The 26,308-nt window shown below is 24.9% G+C and carries 16 protein-coding genes; 12 read left to right on the top strand and 4 right to left on the bottom strand.

Annotation, left to right across the window (positions count from 1 at the left end):
* From ACXX86_RS02375 to ACXX86_RS02385, 3 genes are all read left to right on the top strand, one after another.
* Nucleotides 1–980, top strand: a 980-nt coding sequence (locus ACXX86_RS02375) for a DUF4116 domain-containing protein (RefSeq protein WP_458561059.1), incomplete at its 5' end; no start/stop codon positions are given.
* 1 nt (nt 981) lies between these two features.
* Nucleotides 982–2,034: a DUF4116 domain-containing protein gene (locus ACXX86_RS02380; RefSeq protein WP_458561060.1), complete on the top strand. Its 1,053-nt coding sequence runs from the start codon at nt 982–984 to the stop codon at nt 2,032–2,034.
* A gap of 3 nt (nt 2,035–2,037) precedes the next feature.
* Nucleotides 2,038–4,818 (top strand): DUF262 domain-containing protein, encoded by a 2,781-nt coding sequence (locus ACXX86_RS02385; RefSeq protein ID WP_458561061.1) that lies wholly within the window; start codon nt 2,038–2,040, stop codon nt 4,816–4,818.
* A 28-nt stretch (nt 4,819–4,846) separates the two neighbouring features.
* Here ACXX86_RS02385 and ACXX86_RS02390 read toward each other — a convergent pair whose 3' ends face one another.
* From ACXX86_RS02390 to ACXX86_RS02400, 3 genes are read right to left on the bottom strand one after another with little or no spacing between them, the layout of a single operon-like run.
* Nucleotides 4,847–5,638, bottom strand: coding sequence for an MAGa3780 family membrane protein (locus ACXX86_RS02390; RefSeq protein ID WP_458561062.1), 792 nt, complete (start codon nt 5,636–5,638; stop codon nt 4,847–4,849).
* A 9-nt stretch (nt 5,639–5,647) separates the two neighbouring features.
* Complete coding sequence (gene plsY / locus ACXX86_RS02395; protein WP_458561063.1) at nt 5,648–6,340, bottom strand: glycerol-3-phosphate 1-O-acyltransferase PlsY; 693 nt, start codon at nt 6,338–6,340, stop codon at nt 5,648–5,650.
* 12 nt (nt 6,341–6,352) lie between these two features.
* Nucleotides 6,353–7,981, bottom strand: coding sequence for a potassium transporter TrkG (locus ACXX86_RS02400; RefSeq protein ID WP_458561064.1), 1,629 nt, complete (start codon nt 7,979–7,981; stop codon nt 6,353–6,355).
* A gap of 74 nt (nt 7,982–8,055) precedes the next feature.
* Here ACXX86_RS02400 and ACXX86_RS02405 point away from each other — a divergent pair, with 74 nt between their 5' ends.
* Complete coding sequence (locus ACXX86_RS02405) at nt 8,056–8,733, top strand: potassium channel family protein (protein ID WP_436359186.1); 678 nt, start codon at nt 8,056–8,058, stop codon at nt 8,731–8,733.
* A gap of 65 nt (nt 8,734–8,798) precedes the next feature.
* Here ACXX86_RS02405 and ACXX86_RS02410 read toward each other — a convergent pair whose 3' ends face one another.
* Nucleotides 8,799–9,617, bottom strand: coding sequence for a Cof-type HAD-IIB family hydrolase (locus ACXX86_RS02410; protein WP_458561065.1), 819 nt, complete (start codon nt 9,615–9,617; stop codon nt 8,799–8,801).
* A 387-nt stretch (nt 9,618–10,004) separates the two neighbouring features.
* Here ACXX86_RS02410 and ACXX86_RS02415 point away from each other — a divergent pair, with 387 nt between their 5' ends.
* From ACXX86_RS02415 to ACXX86_RS02450, 8 genes are all read left to right on the top strand, one after another.
* Complete coding sequence (locus ACXX86_RS02415) at nt 10,005–15,374, top strand: PDxFFG protein (protein ID WP_458561066.1); 5,370 nt, start codon at nt 10,005–10,007, stop codon at nt 15,372–15,374.
* A gap of 12 nt (nt 15,375–15,386) precedes the next feature.
* Nucleotides 15,387–18,440 (top strand): ABC transporter substrate-binding protein, encoded by a 3,054-nt coding sequence (locus ACXX86_RS02420; protein ID WP_458561067.1) that lies wholly within the window; start codon nt 15,387–15,389, stop codon nt 18,438–18,440.
* 3 nt (nt 18,441–18,443) lie between these two features.
* Complete coding sequence (locus ACXX86_RS02425; RefSeq protein ID WP_458559544.1) at nt 18,444–19,499, top strand: ABC transporter permease; 1,056 nt, start codon at nt 18,444–18,446, stop codon at nt 19,497–19,499.
* Between the two features lies 1 nt (nt 19,500).
* Nucleotides 19,501–20,529, top strand: a complete 1,029-nt coding sequence (locus tag ACXX86_RS02430; RefSeq protein WP_458560417.1) for an ABC transporter permease — start codon at nt 19,501–19,503, stop codon at nt 20,527–20,529.
* Between the two features lie 10 nt (nt 20,530–20,539).
* A complete protein-coding gene (locus ACXX86_RS02435) occupies nt 20,540–21,763 on the top strand; it encodes an ABC transporter ATP-binding protein (protein ID WP_458561068.1) in 1,224 nt (407 codons plus the stop codon).
* Nucleotides 21,741–23,081, top strand: coding sequence for an ABC transporter ATP-binding protein (locus tag ACXX86_RS02440; RefSeq protein WP_458561069.1), 1,341 nt, complete (start codon nt 21,741–21,743; stop codon nt 23,079–23,081). The genes ACXX86_RS02435 and ACXX86_RS02440 overlap by 23 nt, the downstream gene beginning before the upstream one ends.
* Before the next feature lie 3 nt (nt 23,082–23,084).
* Nucleotides 23,085–24,941: a hypothetical protein gene (locus ACXX86_RS02445; protein ID WP_436359175.1), complete on the top strand. Its 1,857-nt coding sequence runs from the start codon at nt 23,085–23,087 to the stop codon at nt 24,939–24,941.
* An 84-nt stretch (nt 24,942–25,025) separates the two neighbouring features.
* Nucleotides 25,026–26,308, top strand: a 1,283-nt coding sequence (locus tag ACXX86_RS02450) for a restriction endonuclease subunit S (RefSeq protein WP_458561070.1), incomplete at its 3' end; no start/stop codon positions are given.

Consider the following 26,308-nt stretch of genomic DNA (forward strand, 5'->3'; position numbering starts at 1 on the left):
AAGTTGTCTTAGAAGCAGTTAAACAAATTGGTTATGCATTAAAATATGCTTCAGAAGAATTAAAAAATGATAAAGAAGTTGTCTTAGAAGCAGTTAAACAAATTGGTTATGCATTAAAATATGCTTCAGATAATTTAAAAAACAATAAAGAATTTGTTTTAGAAGCGGTTAAAGAATCTGGTATTTCATTAGAATTTGCTTCAGATAGCTTCAAAAATGACAAAGAAATAGTTTTAGAAGCAATTAAAGAATCTGCTTGAGCATTACAATATGTTTCAGGTGAACTAAAAAATGATAGAGAAATAGTTTTAGAAGCAGTTAAAAACGTTGGTAAAAGTTTTCAATATGCCTCACATAATTTAAAGAATAATAGAGAATTTATTTTAAAAATAGTTAAAACATCAGGTCTTGCATTAAAATTTGCTAATAATTTTAATAATGATAAAGAAGTAGTGCTAGAAGCAATTAAACAAGATGCTCACGCATTAAAATATGCTTGTGATAACTTCAAAAACGATAAAGAAGTAGTACTAGAAGCAATTAAACAAGATGCTCACGCATTAAAATATGCTTGTGATAACTTTAAAAACGATAGAGAAGTTGTTTTAGAAGCTGTTAAAAAAGATGGTCTTGCGTTAAAATATGCTTCTAAAGAATTGAAAGATAATAAAGAAGTTGTTTTAGAAGCTACTAAAGACTATTGAAAAGCTTTTGAATATGCTTCAGAAGAATTGAAAAAAGAATTAAAAAATAATAAAGAATTAGTTATTTTACCTTCTATTAAAGATAATGCAACAAATTTTGAAACAATTCCAAATGAATTAAAAACCAACAAAGAATTTGTTTTACAAGCATTAGAATTAAATCCTTATATTTTCCCTTCTATACCTGTAGAGTTAAAAAACGATCTAGAAATTAAAAAATTAATTAAACAAAAATTACAAAGTATTTCACTAAATACTTATAAAAAAGAGGACTAATATGAATACTATAGATTTTAAAAAAGAAAAAGAAAGATTAAAAGAATTAGGTATACAATTAAAAAATGAAAATGCTTTAACTGATAAAGAATTTGTTTTAGAAGCAATTAAAACTAATTCCTTTTATTTTTCTTTATTATCTTCTGATATAAAAGACAATGAAGAATTCATTTTATCATCACTAGATGAATATATGGAAGCAATCTTCCTTTTTATTTCAGATAGATTAAAAAATAATAAAGAGTTTATTTTAAATTTATTAAAAAAAGATGTTTTATCTATTGAATTAATTCCAAATCATTTTAAAAACAATAAAGAAGTAATGCTGCAAGCAGTAAAACTAAATGGAATTAATTTATATGCTGCTTCACAAGAAATTAAGCATGATAAAGAAATAATTTTAGAAGCTATTAAAAATAACGAACAAGCATTTAAATATATACCTTATTGTTTGAGAAACAATAAAGAATTTATGCTTGAAGTAGTTTCAAAATATGGTTATCATGCCTTACAATATACTTCAGATAACTTAAAAAATAATAAAGCATTTATTTTAGAAGAAGTAAAAAAACATTGATTAAATATTAAATATGCTTCAGATAAACTCAAAAATGATAAAGAAATAATACTAGAAGCTATTAACAATAATTGATTTGCTCTTGAATATGCTTCAGATGAGTTAAAAAATGATGAAGATGTTATCAATGCAGCTATTGATAATGGAATGAAATATTTAAATCTTGCTTCAAAAAGAATAAGAAATAATAAACAAATAGTTAAAAAAGCAATCACAGACAAATTCTGAATTGAAATAGAAAATAAAAACATAATTGAAGTATTATCTAAATTTTATGAATATGCAACCATTATTTATTTTCTAGATTCAGAATTAATACATAATAAAGATTTTATGTTAGAACTAATTGCATTAAATCCATTAATTTTTAACTTTGTTCTGCCTCAATTTAAAAATGATGAACATTTTATAAAAGAAGTAAAAAAGATTTGCTCAAAAAGAAAAGATTTATTAACGATTCTATTTGGAGATAATTAAAATATGGAAGACAATAAAATTAAATTATTAGCAAAAACATCTCTTAGTGGTGGAACAAAAACTTTACTAGAAGATCTTTATTTATTTTTTAAAAGACTATGAGAATTACAAGTTACAGAAGAAGATATTTTAGTTACTGAAAAAATAAAAATAGATAAAGCAAACTCAAAAACAAAATTTTATATTGAAAGAATTCCAGATAAACAACTTAAAATAAAAAACAAAAACTTTAATAATAAAAATATTTATTGAGATAATACTTTTCAAAGATATAAAATTCCATTAATTGCTTTAAAAATGATTATTGAATTAGAACAACAAGAAAAAAATGTTTCAAAATATAAAATTAATCCTGAATTATTAAAATCAATTGAAGAAAAAGAATTTAAAAATTATATTAATGATTTAATTGCTAAAAATAATAAACTAAGAGAAGGAGATAAAATTTCTTTAAGATTTTGAAAAACCATTATTGAAGAACAAAATAATAAAGGAACAATTTTAGAAGACTTTTTAGAACAATTAAAATCTGATGATTCTATAATAAAATCAAATACAAGTGAAAAAATCGAAAAGACAGTTCAAGAAATTGATTGAATAAAAATTAATCCATTAGATGAAAAATATTGAAAATTTTTAAATTCTAAAGAGAATAAACCTAAAGATATAGAATTTAAAGAAATAAATAAAAAAGGAATCATTTCAAATTTTATTAATATAAAAGAATATTTATCATATTATTCAAAGCGAAAAATAAGAATACCTATTTTTCAAAGGGATTATTCTTGAGATAAAGACAATATAATAGCACTATTAGAAATGATTTATAAGAGTAATAATTCAGATAATACAGATAAACCAGAGTTCATCAAAATCTTCTTAAATAATATAATATTAACTAGAGATGATGATGATTGTTTGAATATAATTGATGGTCAGCAAAGAAGTATAACTTTTTTCTTAATTTTAATTGCTTTTGCTAAGTTATATTCATATAAAGCAGCTAAATTAGAAAACTCAGATGATGCTAATAAAATAAATCTTTCTTTTTTAAATTTTTCAGATGAAAGTGAAGAAAATCAAAACAATTCACTTTCTGTTTTAGCAAAAATATTAGTAAAATGAACAAAAGATGAAAATAATCATATAAAAAATGCCTTTAGTTGAATTTGTGAATGAATTGAAGATAAATATAAAAATAAAGAAATAAAAGAAATTAAAAAAGTAATTGATTTTTTCCTAACTAAAATAGCATTAAATTTAACACAAATAAAACTTTCAGATTTTTTTGAAACAAGCAATATATTTAAAAATATCAATTTATACACAAAACCTTTAGAGATTTTAGATATTTTCAAAAATGATTTATATTTAAAGTTAGAACCAAAAGAAAAAGAAGAAGATAAATTTGTTGAAGATAGTATAAAAATATATGAAAATACTTGAAATTTATATTTTAGATATGAAAATAAAAAAGAAAATAAAACTATAAAAGAATTATTAGAAAAATTTCTATATTCTTTAAAAGTGTTTTATAAAATAAAATATAAACAAGAAAAAAATTCAAATAGTTTAGTTTATCAAGAAAAAATCTTTTCTGACATTTTAGATAAAATTTTAGAAAATAAAAAAAGTAATGAAAATTATTCTGAACTATTGTTGGAAATTTTATTAAAAGACTTTATCATATTTGAATTTATTATAAATAAAAAATTAGATATAGATATAAAAAAAACAGAAAATAAAAAAATATATATAGATACAATAAAAACAAACTTGCAAAATAACTCTGTTTCAAATGATAATATAAGATATACTAATTTTTTAGATCAATTAAAAGATAGTTTAAAAAATTTAAATTTTATTAGAGAACAAATAAGACATATAACAAGAAAATCAACTAAAGATATTTTTGTTTATCCTATATTCGTTATAATTAAATCTCTAAAAATATTCGATGGTAATACAGAGAATTTAAAATTAGTTAGTCAATTATTATATGAACTTGAAAAGTTATCATTAAATTGAACTTGATTCCATTTTGATAAACATTGAGGTAGAAAATATTTAATAGAATTTGCAGAGAAAATTTTGGAAATATTAGAAAATCAAGATACATCAAAAGAAGACAAAATAGAAAAATTTAAAAACGTTTTAAAAGAATTAAATCAACAGTTGCAATTTTCAGATTTCTCTTCTAAATGAACAAGTATTGTAAAAGACAGTCAAATGGAAAATGAATTCAAAAATAGAGGATGAACAGAAAATAATAATGAAAAATTTATAATTTTAAGAAGAATAATGGCACATTTTTCTAATGGATTAAAAAACACTTACAATAGTGATGCTAACGAAAATAATTTTATTAATTATGATGATGATTATTCTTATGAACACGCAATACCTCAATCTCTTTTAAAAGATAACGAAAATAATAATGATATAAATAAAAATATACAACAGCTTGGTAATGGAATTTTACTAACAAAAAAGGAAAACTCTTCTTTACAAAATAATTTACAAGAAAAAGAAAAAATAGCAATTAATGACTTTAGAATAAGTGATTCAAATTATAGTTTTAAAGGTTATTCAATCACCGATAAAAATAATAAAGAAGAAACAACACTACTAAGACCAGGTAAGGATATTTATTTAACTTTTTTAAATAAACCAAATGAAACTCAAGAAATTATTGAAGAACGAACCAAACAAATATTTAAAATTTATTTTGATATATTCAATGAAGAAAGTGATAATAAAGAAATAGAAAACTCACTAGATTAGTAGTGAGTTTTCTTTATTGAATTTTTAATTAGTTATTAGTTTTATAACTTTTATCCTTTATTTTTCTTTTTAAATCCTTTAAATAGCAGTTGTTTTTGTTATAAGAAATTCTGTATACTGCTTTTCAAAATAAACCTAAAGTCATTGGAATAAATAAAGCAATAATAAACATTAATATATCTAAAAATATTACTACTGCAATCTTTCCACCTTTATAAAAGAAAGGTTTAGTGAAATTTAAGAAAGTATATATAACTACTCCATCATTATATTCTTTTGCATAATATGCATATGAAGCAAAATATAAGATAAAAGCAAATAAGAAGTAACCAAAAACATATAATGAGGTATGGAATAAAAGTTTATTGTCAATAGTTAATGATTTTCTTATTAAAAATAAAGCAATAAAACCAAGAATTGGATTAATTAAATGGGTAATTAATGAAACAATGCTTCCATATACATTAGTTCAATCATTAGTATAGGAAATTAGTGCTCAGTAAATTATAAAAGTAATGGTAATTAAAGTTGTTGCTGCAAATAATCATCTTTTAATTTTAGTACTTTTTCTATTTGCTGCTAAAAGAATTAAAACTACTCCTAATAAGAAATTACTTTGATATGTAAAGTAAATTAAAGAACTTGCATTTTTAAAAATTACTTGCATTTTTATTGCTTTTCCTACCTGTGCAACTGATGGACTAAATTTTGCCATTTCAATAATTAAAAAAATTGTTGAAGTTAATAGAATAAAAAGCCCCATTATTAAAAAGGGTAAACTTTTTGAACTAATCATATTTTTTAAATAATGTTTTTTCATTATTCTCCTTTATTTTTTAAATTTGAATTTATTTTCGTTTTTGTTAATTAATCTTTTGATATTAGACTTATGTGAATAAATAACAAAAATATGGGAAATTAAGATTATTAATGGATTTATTCAATATAAATCTGGATATACTTTTCAGTTAAATCAAGATAAGTGTCCAAGAGCGAATCAAGGAATAAAGGATAAACCTATTAAAATTAAAGGAACAAAAATTGAACCAACTGAAATATATCTTGTAAAGTATACAACTGTTATAAAAATCACTACTCCAATTGCAACAATTACTAAATTATAACCAAAGAATAAACCAAGTAAGCTTGCTGCTCCTTTTCCACCTTTAAATTTAAAAAAGATTGGCCATATATGACCAATAATCACTCCTAAACCCGCTATTTGCGGAATTAAGTATTTAAGTGATGTATCATAAATTGGTGAGCTTTGAATTTGTGAATGTATTATTCAAGCAATTATGACTGTTATATAAGCTTTGAATATGTCGAAAATAAAGATTGGAAGTGCTATTTTAACTCCATAAACTCTTAAGGCGTTTGTAGAACCTGCATTTTTAGAACCTCTATCGCGAATATCTTCTTTTCTTTTTGTCCTGCTAAAAATAATCGAAATGTTCACAGAACCAATTATATAACCGATAATTAAAGCAATAAAATTAGTTATGATGATGTTAAATGTCATTATACCTCCTTGTTATCCAATTGTAACATCTTCTTCAATATATTCATATTTTGAAAACTTGTGATTGTGACTTCCTCAAATCAAAATTGTGGAAGATATTCCAAGTTGCCCTACAAACATAATGAATATTAAAGCAATTTTACTAATGGAATTTAAATGACTTGTAATTCCTGTAGACAATCCTGTTGTTCCAAAGGCTGAAGTGATTTCAAAAAGAACATTAATAACTCCATATGTTCTTCCTGAACTTTCACTTACAGCAGTACTTATGGTTGTGTTGTCTCATGGAATTTTACCACCAAATGTATTAAATGATGTTGTTAAAAATAAAAAAACTATTAAATTAAGCAAAATTGAAATAATTAATACGACAGAAGATTGATTTACAGTTTCATCTTTTATTTTTCTTTTAAACATATGAGTGGAATTTTTTCCACGCATTTTGGAAATTAAATTTAATAAAATAATTGCAAGTGTTGTTGAACGAATTCCCCCACCTGTTGAAGAAGGTGCAGCTCCAATAAACATCAAGATAGAAAGAATTCCAAGTGATGTATCAGTTAAATTATAAAGATCAAATGTAGCATATCCTGCGCTTCTTGTAGAAAAAGAAGTAAAGATAATTGCAAAGACTTTATCAAAGTGTGTTCCATAACTATAACCTATTGTACTTGTTTTACCTCAATAAGTAGGATCGGATTGACTAAGATTTCAAAAACTAGATTGATCTTTGCTTAGAAGTTCAAAACAAAGCACGAGTGCAACCCCAATAATTGCAACAGCAAAATAAGTTACTAACGAAATTTTTGAAAATAAAGAGAATTTGTGTCTTTTTCTTTTGGTAATAAGACAATAAAAGTATTTATAAAAATCATAAACAACTGGATAACCAATTCCACCAATAATAAATAATAGTAGTAATCATACTTGTAAAAGATGATTGCTATAATAAGGCGCAAGTGAGTTATCACCAATAATATCAAATCCTGCGTTATTTAAAGCGGTTATAGAGTGAAATATCGCAAATCTTAAAGATAAATTAAAGTTATGATAAGGATTATTGAATTCTGTATCTATAGCAAAATCGCCTTTGCTATAGTAAAAAAGAAAAGTTAATCCAAAGGAAGAAATCACTAAAACAGTAAACATTATTGTTACAGAAACTAAAATTACCTTTTTAATATCTCCCATATTATTAGAACTTCTTTCTAAAGCTAGCACATCTCTTGAAAAGATTCCAAGCTTGAGTCCAAAAATATAATTAAAGATATAGACTTTAATAGCAAAAACTCCAATTCCCCCTATTAAAATCAAAATCGCAATGACAGCTTGACCAAACATCGTTCACGTGCTATGCGTAGCTTTAGTTACAAGTCCTGTATCACTAAAAGCGGATGCTGAAGTAAATAAAGCATCTACATAGGAAACAGAACCAGGTTCTGTTTGTGAAATATTTCAATACAATAATAATGAACCAGTGATGGTTATTATTATGTAAATAAGAAATAAGTATCTAATTTTCCCAACTTTTTTGTTGAATTTAGATCTTAAATTCCCAAGAGCATTTCACAAATGGATTCATTTAAATTTATTCAATTTTTTTGTTTTTTTTGAAAAAATTCTTTTATTGTTTCTTTTCATATTAATTTATTTTATAATAATAATTACAAAAATAGTAAAATTATTTTAATTTAAAATTACATTTAAGGAGAAAAATGAGAAAAAATAACGGAATTTGTGTAATTGGGGCTGGAAGATTTGGTCAATCTGTTATCACACAACTTTCAAAATTAAATAAAGAAGTTATTGCGATTGATAGAGAAGAAAGAAACTTAATTTCCATAAAAGATTACACTGTGGCTAACTATGTTGCTGATGCAGCTGATTTAAAAGCTTTAGAAGCTCTTGGAGTTGGAAACATTGATACAGTAATTGTAGCTTTATCAGAAAATATTGAAATAATTGCAGCACTTTTAGAGCTCAAAGTAAAAAACATTATTGCAAGAGCTAATAGTCACAGACACGCTCGCGTTTTACAAAAAATTGGTATTCAAATGATTATTAGACCAGAAGAAGAAGCAGGAGTTAGAACAGCTTTATTTGCTACAAATAAAAGCTTTATTAAATATACTAATGACTTGCAAGAATTAGGAGATGGTTATGTTGTTGGTTCTGCTGTTTTAACTGCTGATAGTTATGATGGTTTAACTTTAAAGAAAACTAATTTCACTGCATTAAACGTAATTGCAGTTATGGTTAAAAGAAAAAATAATTCTTATTTACCGGATGGAAATTTTAAATTATTAAAAGAAGATTTAATTACTTTTATTGGTAAAATTGATGACGTCACAAGAGTTTTTGAAATGATTTCAAGTCAGGAAGAAAATAAATAATTCTTAGTAATAAAAAACCGTTTATTTGCTTAAAACAGGCATAAACGGTTTTTTAATTCAATAAATTATGAGTTGGAGTTGTTTTTGGATTTAACTCTATCGATATAATCTCTAAGTGCTAATCCCACTCCATTTTGCATACAAGTTGCTGTATAAAATTTAGCTTTTTCTCTTGTTTGATCAGTTCCATTTTCCATTGCATAGGAAAAATCGCTAATTTCTAACATTGACCAGTCGTTAGGACTATCTCCGATTGTCATTGCATTTTTAACATCTTCATCATAGAGATTTTGACTAAATCATTTAGCTGCATTACCTTTGGAAGAACCAAAGTTTGTGATTTCTAAATGATTTTTTCTCATAAATACAACATTAATAGGTAAGTTTTTGATTTCATTATAGATTACTAAAATGTCATTTTCATTTCCAAAAACTTCAATTTTAACAACATTTTTTTCACTTTGAGAACTATTAATAACTTGATCTCTTGAATATAAAGAATAGTCATAACTGTAGTTATATTCTTCTTTAGAATTAAAACTAAAATAGTTTTTATCGTTTCAAAAATTTACTTGTGCATTATATTTTTTTGCTAAATTGAAAATTTTTTCTTGTATTTCAATAGGAAAAGGATTTAAATAAATATATTTTTTTTCTTTGTTGTCGAAAATTCCTGCTCCATTTGAAGTAATTAAATATCTTATTGATAATTCATCTGCAAGATTTTGATGTCTTTCAAAAGCTGGATTCCCTGTTGAAATAACAAATTCTCCCCCGTTTTTAATAAATTTTAAAATATCATCTTTAGTTTCTGATGAAACTTTAAAGTCTCTTCCATAGATGGTTCCATCTACGTCTGAATAACAAATCATTTTCTTTATCATACTTTTCAATTATATACTTTTTATGCTTTTAAATTCAAGATATATAAAACTTTTTTATTTTTTTGAATTATTAATTATTTTTATTTTATAAGAAATTTTCCTAAAAACTTGGAAAATTGTAAAAAAAGTGTATAATTTAACATATTAATATAAAAGAAAGGAATTTATCATGAATAAACGTTCATTAAAAACTATTGCGATGAAAAAAGTATTTTTTGGTAAAAAAAATACTAATGTTTATTTATATGGTTAATTTCTGTAAAAATATTATTAATGAATTTATAATACACATAATTTTAAATTAAATATTAATAAAATCTTTATTAGAAATTAGGGTTCTGATTTTTAATAAAGATTTTATTTTTTAGAAAAAGAAAGAGAGAGAAAATGTTAAAAAAGAAATTGAGTTTAACTGCTAAAGTATTAATTTCTGCTGGAATTATTGTAGGAGGTTCAACGGCTGCAATCGGTGGTGTTTTTCTGCACAGTTATCTTTCAGATGAAGTAAATGGATCTAATTCTAATTTAAGTAAAGAAGATTTAAAAAATGATTATTCAAAAATTTATGATGAAAATAGGAATTTAAAACCTATTTTAGCAATCAAAGATCCTTTAAAGAAAAAAGACGTTGCATTTTTAAATGAAAACGGAACAGAATTTTGATTTAAAGAAAATCCAAAAGAAAAATACGATTTTGATACATTTTTTAAAAAATACTATCAAAAATATGAAGAAAGCTTTATTTTAGAAGTTAAATATGGTTCATTTAGTTTTTATGATGAATACGTTTTAGCAGTGCAACCAGAGCAGTTTATTGAATTTACAAAATGATTCTTTAAAAATGTATCTTGAGGACCTGATTTAGTTACCCTTGAAAGTTTTAGATTAGTTCCAGGAGTAGAACAAAATGGTAATGCTATTACTTTAGGTTCTCATACTACTTTAAATAAAGAAGTTAGTGAAATTAAATTTTTCCCTGATGCATTTTTCGGTTCAATGCCTTTATATTCAGAACTTTCAGGTTCAGGAAACGCTTCAGATTCTCTAGCTTATTTAGCATTTAGAAATCTTGAAAATAAAAAGACAGTTGACACCTTTTTACAAAGCATACCTTTAGCAAGTGCTATTAAAAATTCAATTGCACATAATGCTAATGATAACGCCTTTCTCTCTTTAAACATTCCTTCTAAATTAAAAGATAAAGAGTTTTTAGCATATATAAATCGTGAAGAAGGTGAAAACGGAAGAGGAACCTTACTTTTTGATAAAAATATTAGTGAACAGCAATTTAAAGAATTACTGAAAAAACACTCATTAGAAAAGGAAAATATTGCTTTTTCAGCTCTTGAAAAAGTTCAAATATCAACTATTTCTTCTGAATTAAACGATAGTAATCCAATTTTAGCTTTAGGTTTAAAAGTGTTAAATTCATCTAAAAATGAAGTTGTAAACTTTAGAATGTCAGAAGGAGAAATTAGTAATAAATGACTTTTAACTTATCAATTATTAAAAGAAACTATTGATTCTCAAATTGTACACTTTTTAGATTTTTATGACATAAAAGCATATGAAAATAAAAAACTTTATAAATTTACAAATGCAGGAAAAACCTTTTTCTATAAAAATAAAATAGAAGCATTAAATAATAATGATGCACTAAAAAACTATGCATCTTTAAGTGATGAAATTAAAAATAACTTAAAGGAATATACAGTTAAAAAATTAGAAGTTATTGATGCAAAATTACACGTTACTTTAAGTAATAATAACCAAGATGAAACTATAATTTATGAATCTAAAAATATGTCAGATGCTGCTCATGAACAATTTATTGAATTTAAAGAAGCAATTGGTTACCAAGGTTCAATTAACCCTATTACCATTTCATATGGTCCAGAAAATTTAGGACTAAAAGATGAAAATGGTAAAGACTTAAAAGGAATGGATTCAAGAAATTATCAAGTTTATTATGAAACTTATAATGGATTAATTGAAAAAGTAACTAAAAAATATCCACACTTATTAAAAAGACAATTTGGACCACATATACAGAAAAAACTGAATGAAAAAGGATATTATGAATATTCTCTTACTGATGGAGAATATTATGGATTACAACACACCGATAGAATCGGTTTACCTTTAGTTTTAGGCGCTACTATTGAAAACTTTAAAGGTATTTCCATTGACTTTTTAAAATACGTAACAGCTCATGAATACGGACACCACTTTACTTTAGAGCAAAATCAAGCTTTAAATAATAATGAAAATGCTTTAATTGTTGGTGGATTATCAACAAGAGGTGGAATTAATATTTCTTCATACTATTCATACAAAGGTTTAGAAAATTACTTACTTGCAAGAACTAATTTATCTATAGAAAGAGTAAACGCATTAGGAAAACCTTCTGCAAAAGGTGAATATGTAAGATTTAAATACTTACAAAAAGATGGTGTAGAACATTTAGAAACTGATGATGAAATTTGAGGAGATGCAAATCCAAAAGCAAGTATTTTTGAAGTAGCAAAAAATACCAAAAGAAGATTTTTACAAACTTTTGAAGGTCTTATGGAAGCTGCTAAAGAAAGAAAAGTTGATCTTAAAGATTTATTTTTAGCTAATTCCTTTGATGAAAATTCAGGAACCTTAAACCCATTTATTACAGGAAACACCAAAGCATTTGCTAAAAAAGAAACCGATGTTAATGGAACTAAAAAACAAGTATATAAATTAGAAGAAATTTCTCTAAAAAATATTCTTAGCGAACTTAAAGATGGTAAAGGGAAAAAACTTTCAGAAATAGTAACTTTAAATGCTGCAGAAACTGATTTTACTTTAGAAGTTGTTAAATTAGAAGAAGTGAAAGAAAACAATCAAACTATCACTTATGCAAGAGAAATTAAAATGTTTAACAATGATGGTTCTCCTGTTATTAATGTTCCTTTAAACGAACCACTTGATAAAGCTACATTAGACTTTATAACAGCAAAAACACAGGAAATTAAAACAGCGATTGAAAATGCAGTAATTAGAAGATTCTCTCAAAGTGGATGAAATGATTTAAGTTCTTCACTTGGTGGAGTTGTTTCTCCAAATCTTAGAAATGTTTTAAATGCATATGATACTGATAATATTGCAAATAACATTATTAACAGAAGTGCAAATGATGAACTAAATCCTGAATACAACGTAGTAACAGCTGAAAATAACCCAAGAAAAGCAAAAGAATACTTTGCTTTAAATAGTTCAGATTCACTTGCAAACCAAATTAAAGACACTTTAAAAGGAGCAAAAGCTTTTGTTGATTTAATTAATTCAAATCGTGGTTATGAAGGACAATTAACCAATGTTTTAAGTTTTGTTACTAAAAATGGAGACAATTATTCCGGTGATGTTCGTTTCACTTTCCCGAATGTAGCAAGAGCAGAATCAAGATTTTTAACAAGTGTTTATACAAGTAATATTGAATCTAACTTAAAAAACACTCTTGAACGATTTGAACTTAATCTTGAAGGAAAATTACAAGTTAATCCTTTAATGGTTTTTGCAAGAGAAGGAACAAGAATTTTAGGTTCAACCAATATATTACAAAGTGCTGATTTTGTCTTTATAAACGATCAAAATAAAGTATCAGATCACGTTGCTATCAATGATGCTTTTACTAAAAATAATGATGCTGAATTAGCTAAATTAATAACAAAAATTGGATTTAATACTAAAGATAACATTTTTGATGACAAAAGAAACGGAATTTCCCTTTATGAAGCATTCAATTCTTCATTAGAAAAACTAAACATTTCTACAACTGCAACTGAATATAATACTGTTGTATTTAATAACTTTAAAAACTTCTTTGAATTTGCTTCATTAGATTATTCCAAAGCAACTTTAGTTTCTGTAACTAAAGATGTTGCAACAGGCAAAGAAAGTGCAGTATTTAACTGAAATATTGATTATGTTAAAACTAAATTTGATCTAAATAAATTTAAAGAAGAATTACTAAAAAGTTCTGCTGAAAGTGCTAAAACAAAAGAAATGATTCAAAATGGCGATGATCAAGTAATTGCTAATGAAATGATGTTTAGATTTAGAAAAAGTCATTACTTTTTAGCAATTAAAGACTTTAATCCACTAACTGAATTAGAACAAAATAAAGCTATTTTTTCAGAAAAATACGGAATTTCCTTTTTAAGTTCTTCATTTAAAACGGGTCTTGTTTATGATTTAAGTAAATATTCAAAAGATGAACAATATATAAAATATGATGCAAATAAATTGCAAACAATTTTAAAAGAATACGTTACTAAAATTTTAGGTAAACAAGAAAATATTGATCAAATATTAGCTAATGTTAATTCTCAAGATTTATATTTACTTGTAGGAAATATTATAACTTGAAATAACAATGGGCTAATCAATCAAATAACTTTAGGTGATGTCATCTTTAATGAATTCAATAGCGGGCAACCAAGTTCTGATGTTCTTAACTATAATCTTTCCAGAGTTGAAGCATCTATTGGTGATAAATTTACAGATTATATTTACAACATTGCTGAAACTTTAACAAGAGATTATGTACAAACAACTTATGTTCCAAGTTTTAAAGATTTTGGTAATCTACCTGGATATTTAAGTAATTTAAATGAAGCAACTACAGGTTTAGACTATATTGTCGATGCAACTAAATTAAAAATTTGAAATGACAGAAAAAATAATTTTAACAACTCTTCTTCAAGTATTACTCAAGCTGGGAGATCATTAAAATTCGAAGAATATTTACCAAAAACAAAAGATACTTATGTTGAAATTTCAAATCAAATAGATAGATTAAAAGATTTGGCTAAGTCTTTTGTAGAACAAATTTTAATAATAGCAACAACTTACACAGGAGATAAAGAAGAAGAAGGTAAAAAATTAATAGAAAAATTAAGAGAACAAATTAACAAAATTAATGAGCAAAATAGTGACTTAACAAATAAAAGATTCAAAAAAGTTATTGACATTAAAAACAAAGTTTATGGTTCATACATTTCTAGAACTACCTTCTCACCAAGAAATGAAGATAGAACTTCTTCTTATTTTGGAAGATTCATTACAAGAAATAATGGATATTTCAAAGATACAGTTGAAAAAGAAAAAATTGGTTTAGAGTTATATGATGAAAATAGAAATGAAATAGTGGATGATTCAATTAGATTAAAAGACTTTGATGGAAATAAAATTAATACAAGAGCAAAAGCATTCTTTGTCTCTCAAATTTTAAACTACGGAGTAGGAAGTAGAAACATTTCAGGATTATTTAGAAATAAAGAAAAAGATGCTGTTGTTCTTTATGGTTTTGTAAAAAATGAAAAAGCAAATAAAATCAAAAAAATTAGATTTACTGATGTTATTACAAAAGAAATTAAATATCTAGATGTTAATTTTAAAGATACAAATAATTTATTTTATTTATCAAAACAAGGTGATGAAAGTTCCAAAGTTACTTTAGCAGACTTAGGTTACTCTTCATGAGTTTCAGACTATGCAATTATGGCTAAATATCGTGATACCTTACTAAAACCAAAACACAAATATTTTGTGGAATTTGTTGATGAAAATAACGAATTTGTGGAAGAATTATCACTTGGTGATTTAGAAGTAATTTCTGAAAACGGAAAAACAGATACACAATCTTCAATAAAAATTTATAAAGATAAAACAAAAGAAAATAAAGCAATAATAGATATTGACTTCCAGTTCAATATAACAGGATAATAAAGGAGAAATATGAGAAAAAAATTTAATAAGAATCTATTAATTTCAGGTTTAGTTTTATCATCAACTTTAAGTTTATCTATTATTTCTTGTTCAACAAATAATGAAAATCAACATTCTTCAACAGTAAGTAAGAAAAATTATGACTTTGGTTTAGCAACTGAACCAATTAACAACTTAAACTACATTAGATATAAATCAATGGACAAAATTTTACCTGCTTTAATTGATCCTTTTGTTAAATCAGGGCCCACTTCTAGTTTAAAGTCAATTATTCGTGTTAATGATTTTAATATGGTTATGATTGATACAAGTAATACTAAAGATGCTAATGGTAATGATTCTAATAATTTCAATGATTTCTTTAAAAATAAAGGAGAATTAGAGCAAACTGATGGTTATGGAAGAGTTACTGGATCATTTTTAAGATTAGCTGATTTTGGGTTTGTTGGTGGTCTTGGTAAAGGATCTTTAGGTGATTTAAGAAGAGGAGCATCAATTTATGGTTTTAGAAGTCCTAAAAACTCAAATAACTATTTTGCTTTTACAGGATCTTTAAACAATAAACAAAATTTATGAAGTAATAACGATGTTATAAATGCTCAAGATTTAAGAGATTATCTAGAATATATTTTAGACTTAAACACCGGTTCACAAAGACTAGATCAAGTTAAAAAATATGGTTTTAGAAGTGCTGAAAGATTTATTAATGCTCAAAAAGACTATTTACAAAAGTTTAATGAGAATTATAAAAATCCTTGAGGTCGTAGAAAATACATTTTAAATGATAAAAAAGAGTGAATTCAAGATCCAAATCAAAAAGTTTGAGAATCTCAAATCAAAAACGAAAATGGCGAACCTTTAGATACAAAAGAAATTGAAGAAATTAAAGCAGCAGCTCTTGATTTTGGATTTTACACAGGTCAATTATTTTTAGATTATACTAACGAAGAAATTGAAAAAAACTTAGAACACAATCCTTCTTTCTTTATTCCGAATAAAGATAAAAAAGATAATCAAACTTTTAAAATTTTAGTAGATGCAAATGCAACTAAAGAAGCAGATAAGTTTAAAACAGTGACTTTAGTAGCAAATCCTTTTGTTAATCCTTATCAAGAATTTTCACTTTCAGATAACAAAATAAAAACTAAATATAATCAAGTTGCAAATAGTGAAAACAGTTTTACTGCAATTTTTGATGAAAATAAAACTCCCAACTTAAGTTATTTACTTCAAAATATTTTTATGAATTTATATCCAGCAAATAGAAAATATATTGAAACTGTTGCTGGTGGAATTGATAAATTCGGTTCAGATACTAAAAAATTCCTAACAAGCGGACCTTTTAATATGAATAAAGATGATATTATTTTAGGACCACAAGGACAAATAGTTTTAGAAAAAAATAAAGACTATTATGATGCTAAAAACACCATTACTAATAAAATAAAAATTTATTTTTCAACTGATAGAAATACTAATGCAACCTTTTTTGAAGATGGTTATGTTTCACAAACATACATTCCAGCTTCCAAAATCAATAAGTATTGATCAAATGAAGAATATAAACAATATTTAAATAAAAATCAAGGTTATGGAACAATTGCTTTTGGATTCAACTTAGATAATGAAACAAACGCATCTAGTTACATTCAAGATCAAGATTTAAGAAATGCAATTTATTATGCTGTAAATAGAGAAGATGCAATTAAATTTGTTGGATGAGATTTCTCTTTCCCTGTAAATACTTGAACTTCCTATGGACAATACAGAACTTTTGATGGAAAAAACATTGAAACTTACTTTAGTGATTTAAATTCAAAAGCTAAAAACAAAAAAGAATTTAACCTTTTAAATTATGACTTTTTAGTGCATTTATCAAAAGGTTACACCTTTGAAAAAACTGTTAGAGGCGATCTTGCTTATGACGTTAATACAGCAAAATACTATATAGAACGTTTTAAAGCAAAACATCCAAATCTACAAAAAGTGTACTTAACATTTTTAAATAACTCATCAGATGAACAGAAAAAAGCAGGTTTATTTTTAAAAGAATCTTTAAACAAAGCATTCAATGGTTATGTAGATTTAGAAATTAAAAGTCTTCCTGAAAACACCTTCACTTCCTTTATAGAAGAAGGTAAATATGACATAATTTATCAAAATTATGACAAAATCGGTGGAAGTGGTGCTCAAGATTATGTTTCTGTATTCTTCTTTACTGATGAAATTGATTCTATATCACAAAAAAATATTGCTTTTAAAGACAATCCAGTTGGTTCATACACTTATGCAGAATACATAGCTGATTTAGTATTAGAAAAATCCGATTATAAAGGAAATAATAGAGAAAAAATTACACAAGCTTTAAATTTATATCTTCAAAAAATTCAACAATATATTAATAATAACATTAGTGAAGAATTTAATAAATTAAAAAATAAAGATTCCATTAGCAATTTAGAAATTTCTAGTTTTAGCAATAAATATGCAGAACAAGTTGCTAAAGATTTAGAAAAATTAGAACATAAAAGCGTTTATAATGTTAAATTTGCTAAAAATGCTTTAGAATACTTTTTAACTAGAAATGAAAATATTAAATATGGAAGATTAAAAAGAATGTACATTAATTTAATAACTAATGAAATGATAGTTGAACAAATTGCTAAGTTAACTAATGATACAAAAACTAGACTTGCTTTCAATCAAAGTATTGATATTTCTAAAGTTAAATTTGATTTTTGAAACAAATTTATAGAACTTGCTTTACAAACAAATACAGAAAACAGAAGTACTTATTCAGATAGAATTGCTGCATTCTTTTCAGGAAACTTTACAACCGATGAACTACATCAAGGATGAACACAAGAATACGTTTATGTTTTCATAGGAGAATTAGAAAAAATAATAAGAGATGGTGCTTTTGTAGTTCCGCTAATGGAAGTTGATACTAACTGAGAAATTACCAAAATTGCAGGAGTTAGTTCACTATACACCTTTGCTTTACAATATGCTTATGACTATACTAATCCACCAATTGCTGGATTACCAAGAAAGAGAGACTAAAATATGGAATTTATAAAGAAAAAAGAAAATAATAAAACTGTTTATTATGATGATAATTTAGTTTATTTTACTCACAGTAGAAATAAAAAACTAACATTAAAAGATAAACTTTTAGCAATTGATTCTCCTTTTTTAAAAACTTTATGAAGATTTTTAAAAATCATATTAGAGTTTTTTATCATTGGTTTAATAGTTATAACAATCACTTTCTTTTTAATAAACGCTGTTCCAGGTTCTAATACTTTAACAGCAGGACTTGATGAATCAGCAAGAAAAACAGTTGAAATTAAATATGGACTCAATTTACCAATTTGACAAAGATATTTCAATTATTTAGGTGGAATTTTTAAAGGTGATTTTGGAATTTCACTTTCACTGTTCCCAGGTCAAGAAATAAATTCCTTTATTTGAGAAAGATTCTATAAATCCTTTTTAGTTGGTATTTTTTCAGTCTTTCTAACTGTTTCTATTGGTATTTCTATAGGAATTTGAGTTGGAAAAAATCCAGGAGGAATTTTAGATAATGTTTCAACCATATTAGTAAGTATTTTCTCTTCTGTTCCTTCAATTATCTTTGCATTAATTTTAGTATTTTTAGGAAGACTAGTTCATTTACCTTACATCTTTGATCACAAAGATTTATTAACATACGTCTTACCAGGACTTGCATTATCGCTTGGAAGCATTATTGTTTATATCAAATACATAAGAACTGAACTTAATAGGGAATTAAATTCAGTGCATGCAAAATTTGCTTATTTAAAAGGGTTATCTAAAAGTCGTTTTGTGTGAAAACACGCACTAAAACCTTCTTTATTCCCAATTGCAACATTCTTCCCTGCTGTTATTTTCGGTTCATTTATTGGAAGTGTGTTTATCGAACAAATCTTCTTTATTTCTGGTTCTGGAGCAACTTTACTACAAGCCATTCAAACTAAAGATTATAATGTTATTTTATTCTTGATTATTATTTTCTCTTTCTTAACAATTATTTCTTATGCTACTCGTGATATTTTATACGAAGTAATTGATCCAAGAATAAGAAGAAAGGGAGCGTAGAATGTCGCTTTTTAGTAAAATTAAACAAAAAATCAATAATAAAAATAATAAAGTAAAAGAAATGGATCAAATTGATAGAGAGTCATTAAAAATGGCTCCCAATCCAGTTTTAAAACCATTTGAATATAAAGCTTGAAAACTTATTGGAAAAGCTTTTGAATATCACACAGATTCACAATTAAAACCACAAACTAAAAAATTTAAAGAATTTGTTTATCGTTATTCTAACAACTCATCTGGAGTTTTAGGATTTATGATTATTTTTATCTTAATCATCTTAGCTCTTATTTTACCTTTTACCACATTAGATCCTAATTTTAGTGATGTTAATAATAGATCATTAACCTTTAATCAAACAGATTCAGAAGGAATTTACCACTTTTTTGGAACAGATAATCTTGGAAGAGATTACTGAGCAAGATTATGACATGGTTTAAGATATTCTCTATTATTAGCTCTTGTTGTAACTTTTATTGAAGTTATAATAGGATTAACTTTTGGAATAATGATGGGACAATTTGACAAATTTGATAAGTTTCTAACTTTTGTAATTAAGATTTTATCTGTTGTTCCAACAATCTTAATCTTAATTTTAATTACTATTGTTGCTAAACCTACTTTTTGAGTTATTGCACTTTCACTTTCTTTAACTTCATGAACAGGAATGGCAAACCAAATTAGAGCTCAAGTAAAAAGAGCAAAAAACTTTGAATGAGTTTCAGCTTCTAAAGTTTTAGGAACTCCTACTTATAAAATATTATTAAATTATATACCAGTGATTTTACCAATTTTAATTACACAACTTGTATTTACAATTCCTGGAGTTGTTTTATCAGAAACTTCATTATCATTCATTGGTCTTGCTATTGAAGATATTCCAACACTTGGAAACTTAATATCCGATGGTCAAAAAGATTTCCCTAATTATTTAAGATATGTTTTTGTACCTTCAACATTCTTAATTTTAATTACCACAAGTGTGCAATTAATCGGTTCAAGTATTCAAGACTCTTTAAGAAGACAAAGATAGGAAAAACAGTATGCAAAAGAATTTAAAAATCCTTCGTTCAAGATTAAAAAGAAAGAAAAATAAACTTAAAAGAAAAGTAAAATTATTCTTTAAAAACAAAAAAAATAAGAGTCAATTTAATTTTAATAAAATCTCTAAAAATGTAAAATATCAATCTTTTAAAGATGGTAAACAACTTAAAATTGCTGCTGAAATTAATAATATTCATCTATCATTTTTAAACCCAGCAAGACCTGGAGAAAAAAATAAGGTTTTAAGAGGAACTTCACTAAAAATTTATGAAGGAAAAGTTCATGCAATCATTGGTGAATCAGGTTCTGGTAAATCAGTAATCACATCATTATTATACGGATTACCAGGAAATAACGCTGTTATTGATTCAGGTGAAATCAAGTTATATAACAACAATGTTGAAAAATTCTCTCTTAAAGACTGAGAAAAATCTCACTTTAGAGGCAGAATTGTTTCAGCTGTATTTCAAAACCCAATGTCTACTTTAAATCCAACTATGAAAGTTGGAGCACAAATTATGGAAGGTATGCTTTTAAATAAAATTGTTAAAAACAAAAAAGAAGCTTACCAAAGAGCTGTTGAGTTCTTAAAATTAACAAAAATTAATGATCCAGAAGCAGTTATGAAATTATATCCACATGAAATGTCAGGTGGAATGGTGCAAAGAGTTGTAATTGCTGCTATTGTTGCACTTGAACCTAAAATTTTAGTAATGGATGAACCAACAACCGCACTGGATCCAACAGTACAAGCATTAGTACTTGATGTTATTAAAAACTTACAAGAAAAACTAAAATTAGCAATTGTGTTTATAACTCACGATTTAGGTGTTGTTGCTTCCATTGCTGATTATATTTCTATTATGTATGCAGGTCAAATTATTGAAGAAGGACTTGCCACAGAAATTCTTAAATACCCACAACATCCTTATACTTGAGGATTAATTCTCAGTATGCCTGATTTAAATAAAGGAGAAAGACTTGCTACTATTCGTGGAAGTGTTCCTTCTAATTTAAATAATATTAAAGGAGATGCTTTTGCAATTAGAAATGATTATGCTTTAGCAAGAGACTTTGAAATAGAACCTGATTTTTACTTTGTTTCTGAAACTCATAGAGTTAAATCAGCACTTTTAGACAAAAATGCTCCAAAATACAATCCACCAAAAACTATTTTAAAAATATGAAAGGATTTTTTAAATGAAAACAAACAACAATCATAGTGAATCAGTATATACCATTAAGAAAAACCCTTTTGTAAAATCTAAAGTAGTTAGAAAGAATTTAAAAGGATTAGAAGATATGTTATCTCCAAAACATAACGAAGAAATCCTTTTAAAAATGCGTAATGTTGACATTACTTACGGAAGTGGTTCTAAAGCATTTCGTGCTGTTTCAGACATAAATTTAAACATTTATAAAGGTGAAGTACTTGGACTTGTAGGTGAATCTGGTTCTGGTAAAAGTACAATCGGAAAATCTTTAGTAGGTCTTGTTCCTTATTCTTTTGGACAAATTACTTTATTAGATAAAGTTTTACCTAAAAAAATGCAAAAAGGATTCAAAGTCGGTAAAGCTTTAAAAAACTATAAAGAAATAGAAAACTTTTTAGTTAATAAAGTACAAATGATCTTTCAAGATCCAGCTAATTCCTTAAATCCCCACGTCACTGTTGAAAAAGTAGTGTCAGAAGGATTAATCAATGCTAAAAACGCTAAAGAAATTTACTTACTTAACTTCGATCAAGATGTTAAAAAAGAAATTTATGCTTTATTAAAATCTAAAAATTCTGCTTCTTTAAAAGAATATTTACTTTTTGAAAAAGAATTAGATTTAAACATTTTAGAAAATTCATCTTTAGCTTTTGATTTTCTTTATAACCAATTAGCTACTAAATTAAATAACAATAACAATCTTGAAGTTTTAGAAAAACTTAATTTTTATAAAACAGAAAGAGAAGAGAAAAACAAAATTTCAGAAAAAGATGCAAGAAGTGAACTTGTTAAAGAAATTTTAAAATCAGTAGGACTTGATGACTCTGTTTTACCAAGATACCCATTAGAGTTTAGTGGTGGACAACAACAAAGAATTGGAATTTCAAGAGCTGTAGTTTTACGACCACAATTACTTGTAGCAGATGAACCAATTTCTGCTTTAGACGTTTCGATTCAAGCACAAGTTGTTAATATCTTTAACGACTTAAAAGATAAATATAATTTAACCATTCTTTTCATTGCTCATGATTTAAGAATGGTAGAGTATATCTCTGACCGTATTGCTGTAATGAATAAAGGTAGAATTCTTGAAATTGGTAAAACCGAAGAAATAATGAATAAATCATTACACCCTTATACCAAAAGTTTATTAGATGCTGTTCCTTCAATTGAAGGTAAAAAAGGAAGTCTAATAGGATATGTATATGATATTAATATGCATAATTATTCTGAAACTAATCAACCAGAATGAATTAAAATAAATGACGATCACTATGTTCTTGGAACAGAAGAAGAGATCGAAAATTGAAAAAAAGGAATATATTAAAATATGAAACAACAACAAAATAAAAAGAAGAAATTACTTTTATTAAGTGCTCTAACAACCATTTCTTCTTTACCTGTTCTTTCTTTTTTATCATGTAATGTTGAAAAAAAAGAACCAGTAAAAGAAAATGAAGAACTATCTAATAAGAAAAATGAAGAAAAGTTAAAATTAGATATTTTATCAGAAGAAGATAAATTAAAATTTACTAAAAAAATAGAAGATTCAAAAACAATTGATGAATTAAATGAAATTTCAAATGAAATTCAAAATAAAATTTCTGAAATCACAGAAGAATTTTATAAAAATCTAAGAACTGATATTGATGAAAAAATTTCTGACATTATAAAGAAAAATGAATTAACAATCAATTCTTTATCCAATAAAGATAATTATTCAAAATTAAAAGAAATTGAAAAAGAAATTAAAGAATACTTGCAAGGTTTAAAATCAGAAATAGAAACAAAATGAATATCCATTTTAAGTGAACAAGAACAAAAAACTAAAAAAGAAGAATTAACTTCTTTAACAAATGAAGAAAAAATAATAGATTTCAGAACAAAACTAATTGCTACAATTGATAAAGAAAACGAAAATACTAAATATCCAGAAAAAAAATCAGAATTTACTAATAAAATTAATTCTTTTAAATTAGAAAAAAGAAAAACTAAATGAAAAGAAGATTTAACTAAAATTAAAAAATATTCAGAAACTTTTGATTTTGAAATTTTATTAAATGAAGAATATGAAAAAGATTTATTAGAATTTAAAGAAAGAAATGAAATTTTATTTAGTTTATTTTTAGATTTTTTACAAAATGATTCAGATAAAGATATCTATAAAGCAAAAATTTCTAATTCTTCAACAGGCGAAGAAATATCTAAAGTAATAGAACAAATTAAATCTTCATTAACAAAAACAGATGAAGCAGTTATTAATAAATTTAAAGAATTAGTTTCTACTTGAATTGAAACAATAGATAAAGAATCTATTAAAAAAACATTAAAAACAGAAAAAGAAAAAGCTACAACTTTTGAAAAATTAGATTTACTCTTAAATAAAGTTATTGAAGAATATCAAATAGAGTTAATTAGTGTAAAAAATACAGTTAATTCTAGATTAAAAACATTAAATAGATATGATTCTGAAAAATCAAAAGAATTTGAAACAGAATCTCAAAAAATAGCAAAAGATAAAAAACAATTAAGTGTTCTGGCTCAAAATATCTTAATTGAATTTAAAAAATATAAACCATATATTGAATTACAAAAATATTCTAACGAAGAAGAAAGTAGCAAATTTCCCGATAAAAAAGAAATTAAAGAATTATTTTACTATAGTGCCAAAAAATATCCAAATGGTTTCTTTTCAATATCTCCAAGACCATCTACTAAAGTCACAACTTCTACAGAATTCAAAAAAGGCGAGTACAAAGTAGAAACATATAGAACTGGAAAAATAAAAGAATATATTAATTCTGGATTACCAGTTATGGATAGAACTTATACATTAACTAGTGAAGATAAAGCAATAAAAAATAAAATTTTTGAATTAAAAAGTAAAATATTAGATGAATTTTATACATTAAATTCTAATTTTTTAGGTTCAAAAGAATACTTTTTAAAAACAGATATATCCATTGGATTGAAGGTAAAAATTTCAAGATTACTTTATACAATAGATAAAGCATTAATTGATGGATATTTTTATTCAGAAGTTTATGAAGCTTTAAGTGGAGAAACATTAGATGGTGAAGTTCTTAAGAAATCAAAAGATAGAAAAGCTGAATTAGAAAAAAATATTCCTGCTGATTTATCAGAATTAAAATCAGAATACGAAGGTACTAAAAAACTAAATCCTTAATAAAAGATAATCGCATTCAATGCGATTATTTTATTTAATTCAATAATTAAACATAAAATTACTATCACTTGAGAACAGGACATTTTGGGGAATTTAGGGGTTTTTTCTTCATCATCAGTTGATAAAATAATAAGAGACACAGATTATAAAGTTTTTTTATTAAATTATATGGATGTATATTTAGGTAAAGAAATAAAAGAAGAAAATCTTGTTACAAATTCTGCTAACAAAGATCAATTATTAAAGTTTAATATACAAAAAGGAGATATATTTTTTACTCCTTCTTCAGAAACTCCAGATGATATAGGAAAAGCAAAAACAGCATTAAAAACAGTAAAAAATGGAGTGTTTTCTTATCATTTAATGAGATTTAGACCAAATAAAAATGTTTTGAAAGAAAGTTTTGTTGATTTTTTAGTTAAAAGCACAAAATATAAAAAAATGTTTTTTCAAAATTGTTCAGGTGTTCAAAGATATGTTCTTGGTTTAAGCTTTTTTAATTCTATGAAAATTGAAATTCCAGAATTCAAAGAACAAAATAAAATAGTCAATCTTTTTTCTTCTTTAGACTCTCTCCTTTCACTTCACAAGCGTAAGTGCATTTTATTGAAAAACATTAGAAAATCGCTATTTTACAAGATGTTTCCATCTCAAAATTCTGTAATTTTCCCTTTAAAATTTGAAAAAGCAACTCACACTTGAGAACAGGACGTTTTAGGAAATATATATACTTTTGCTTCTGAAGGTGGAACTCCTAACACCACTATTGAATCATATTATAAAAATGGAAAAATTCCTTTTTTAAAAATTGAAGATACTGAAGAAAAATATGTTTATAAAACAAAAAATTTTATTACTGAAAAGGGATTAAAAAATTCTTCTGCTTGATTAGTAAAACCAAATAGTATTATTTACACAAATGGAGCTACAATAGGGAATGTATCCATAAATAAGATACCTTTGACGACAAAACAAGGGATTTTAGGTATTGAATTAAATAAAAATTTTCAAAATGAATTTATATTTTATTTATTGAATACAAGGATAATAAAAGAAAAAATAAATAAGAATATTTCAGTAGGAACAATTCCAACATTAATTTTAAAAAATTTCGATTTAATAACTTTTAAAAAGCCTTTTTCTTATAATGAACAGGTAAAAATAGCAAATTTATTTAGTTCAATAGACTCTCTCCTTTCACTTCACAAGCGTAAGTGCATTTTATTGAAAAACATTAGAAAATCGCTATTTTACAAGATGTTTCCATCTCAAAATTCTGTAATTTTCCCTTTAAAATTTGAAAAAGCAACTCACACTTGAGAACAGGACTCTATTGCGAATTTATGCTATAGATTAGATAATCTTAG

It is taken from the genome of Mycoplasma sp. CB776 (assembly GCF_054343395.1).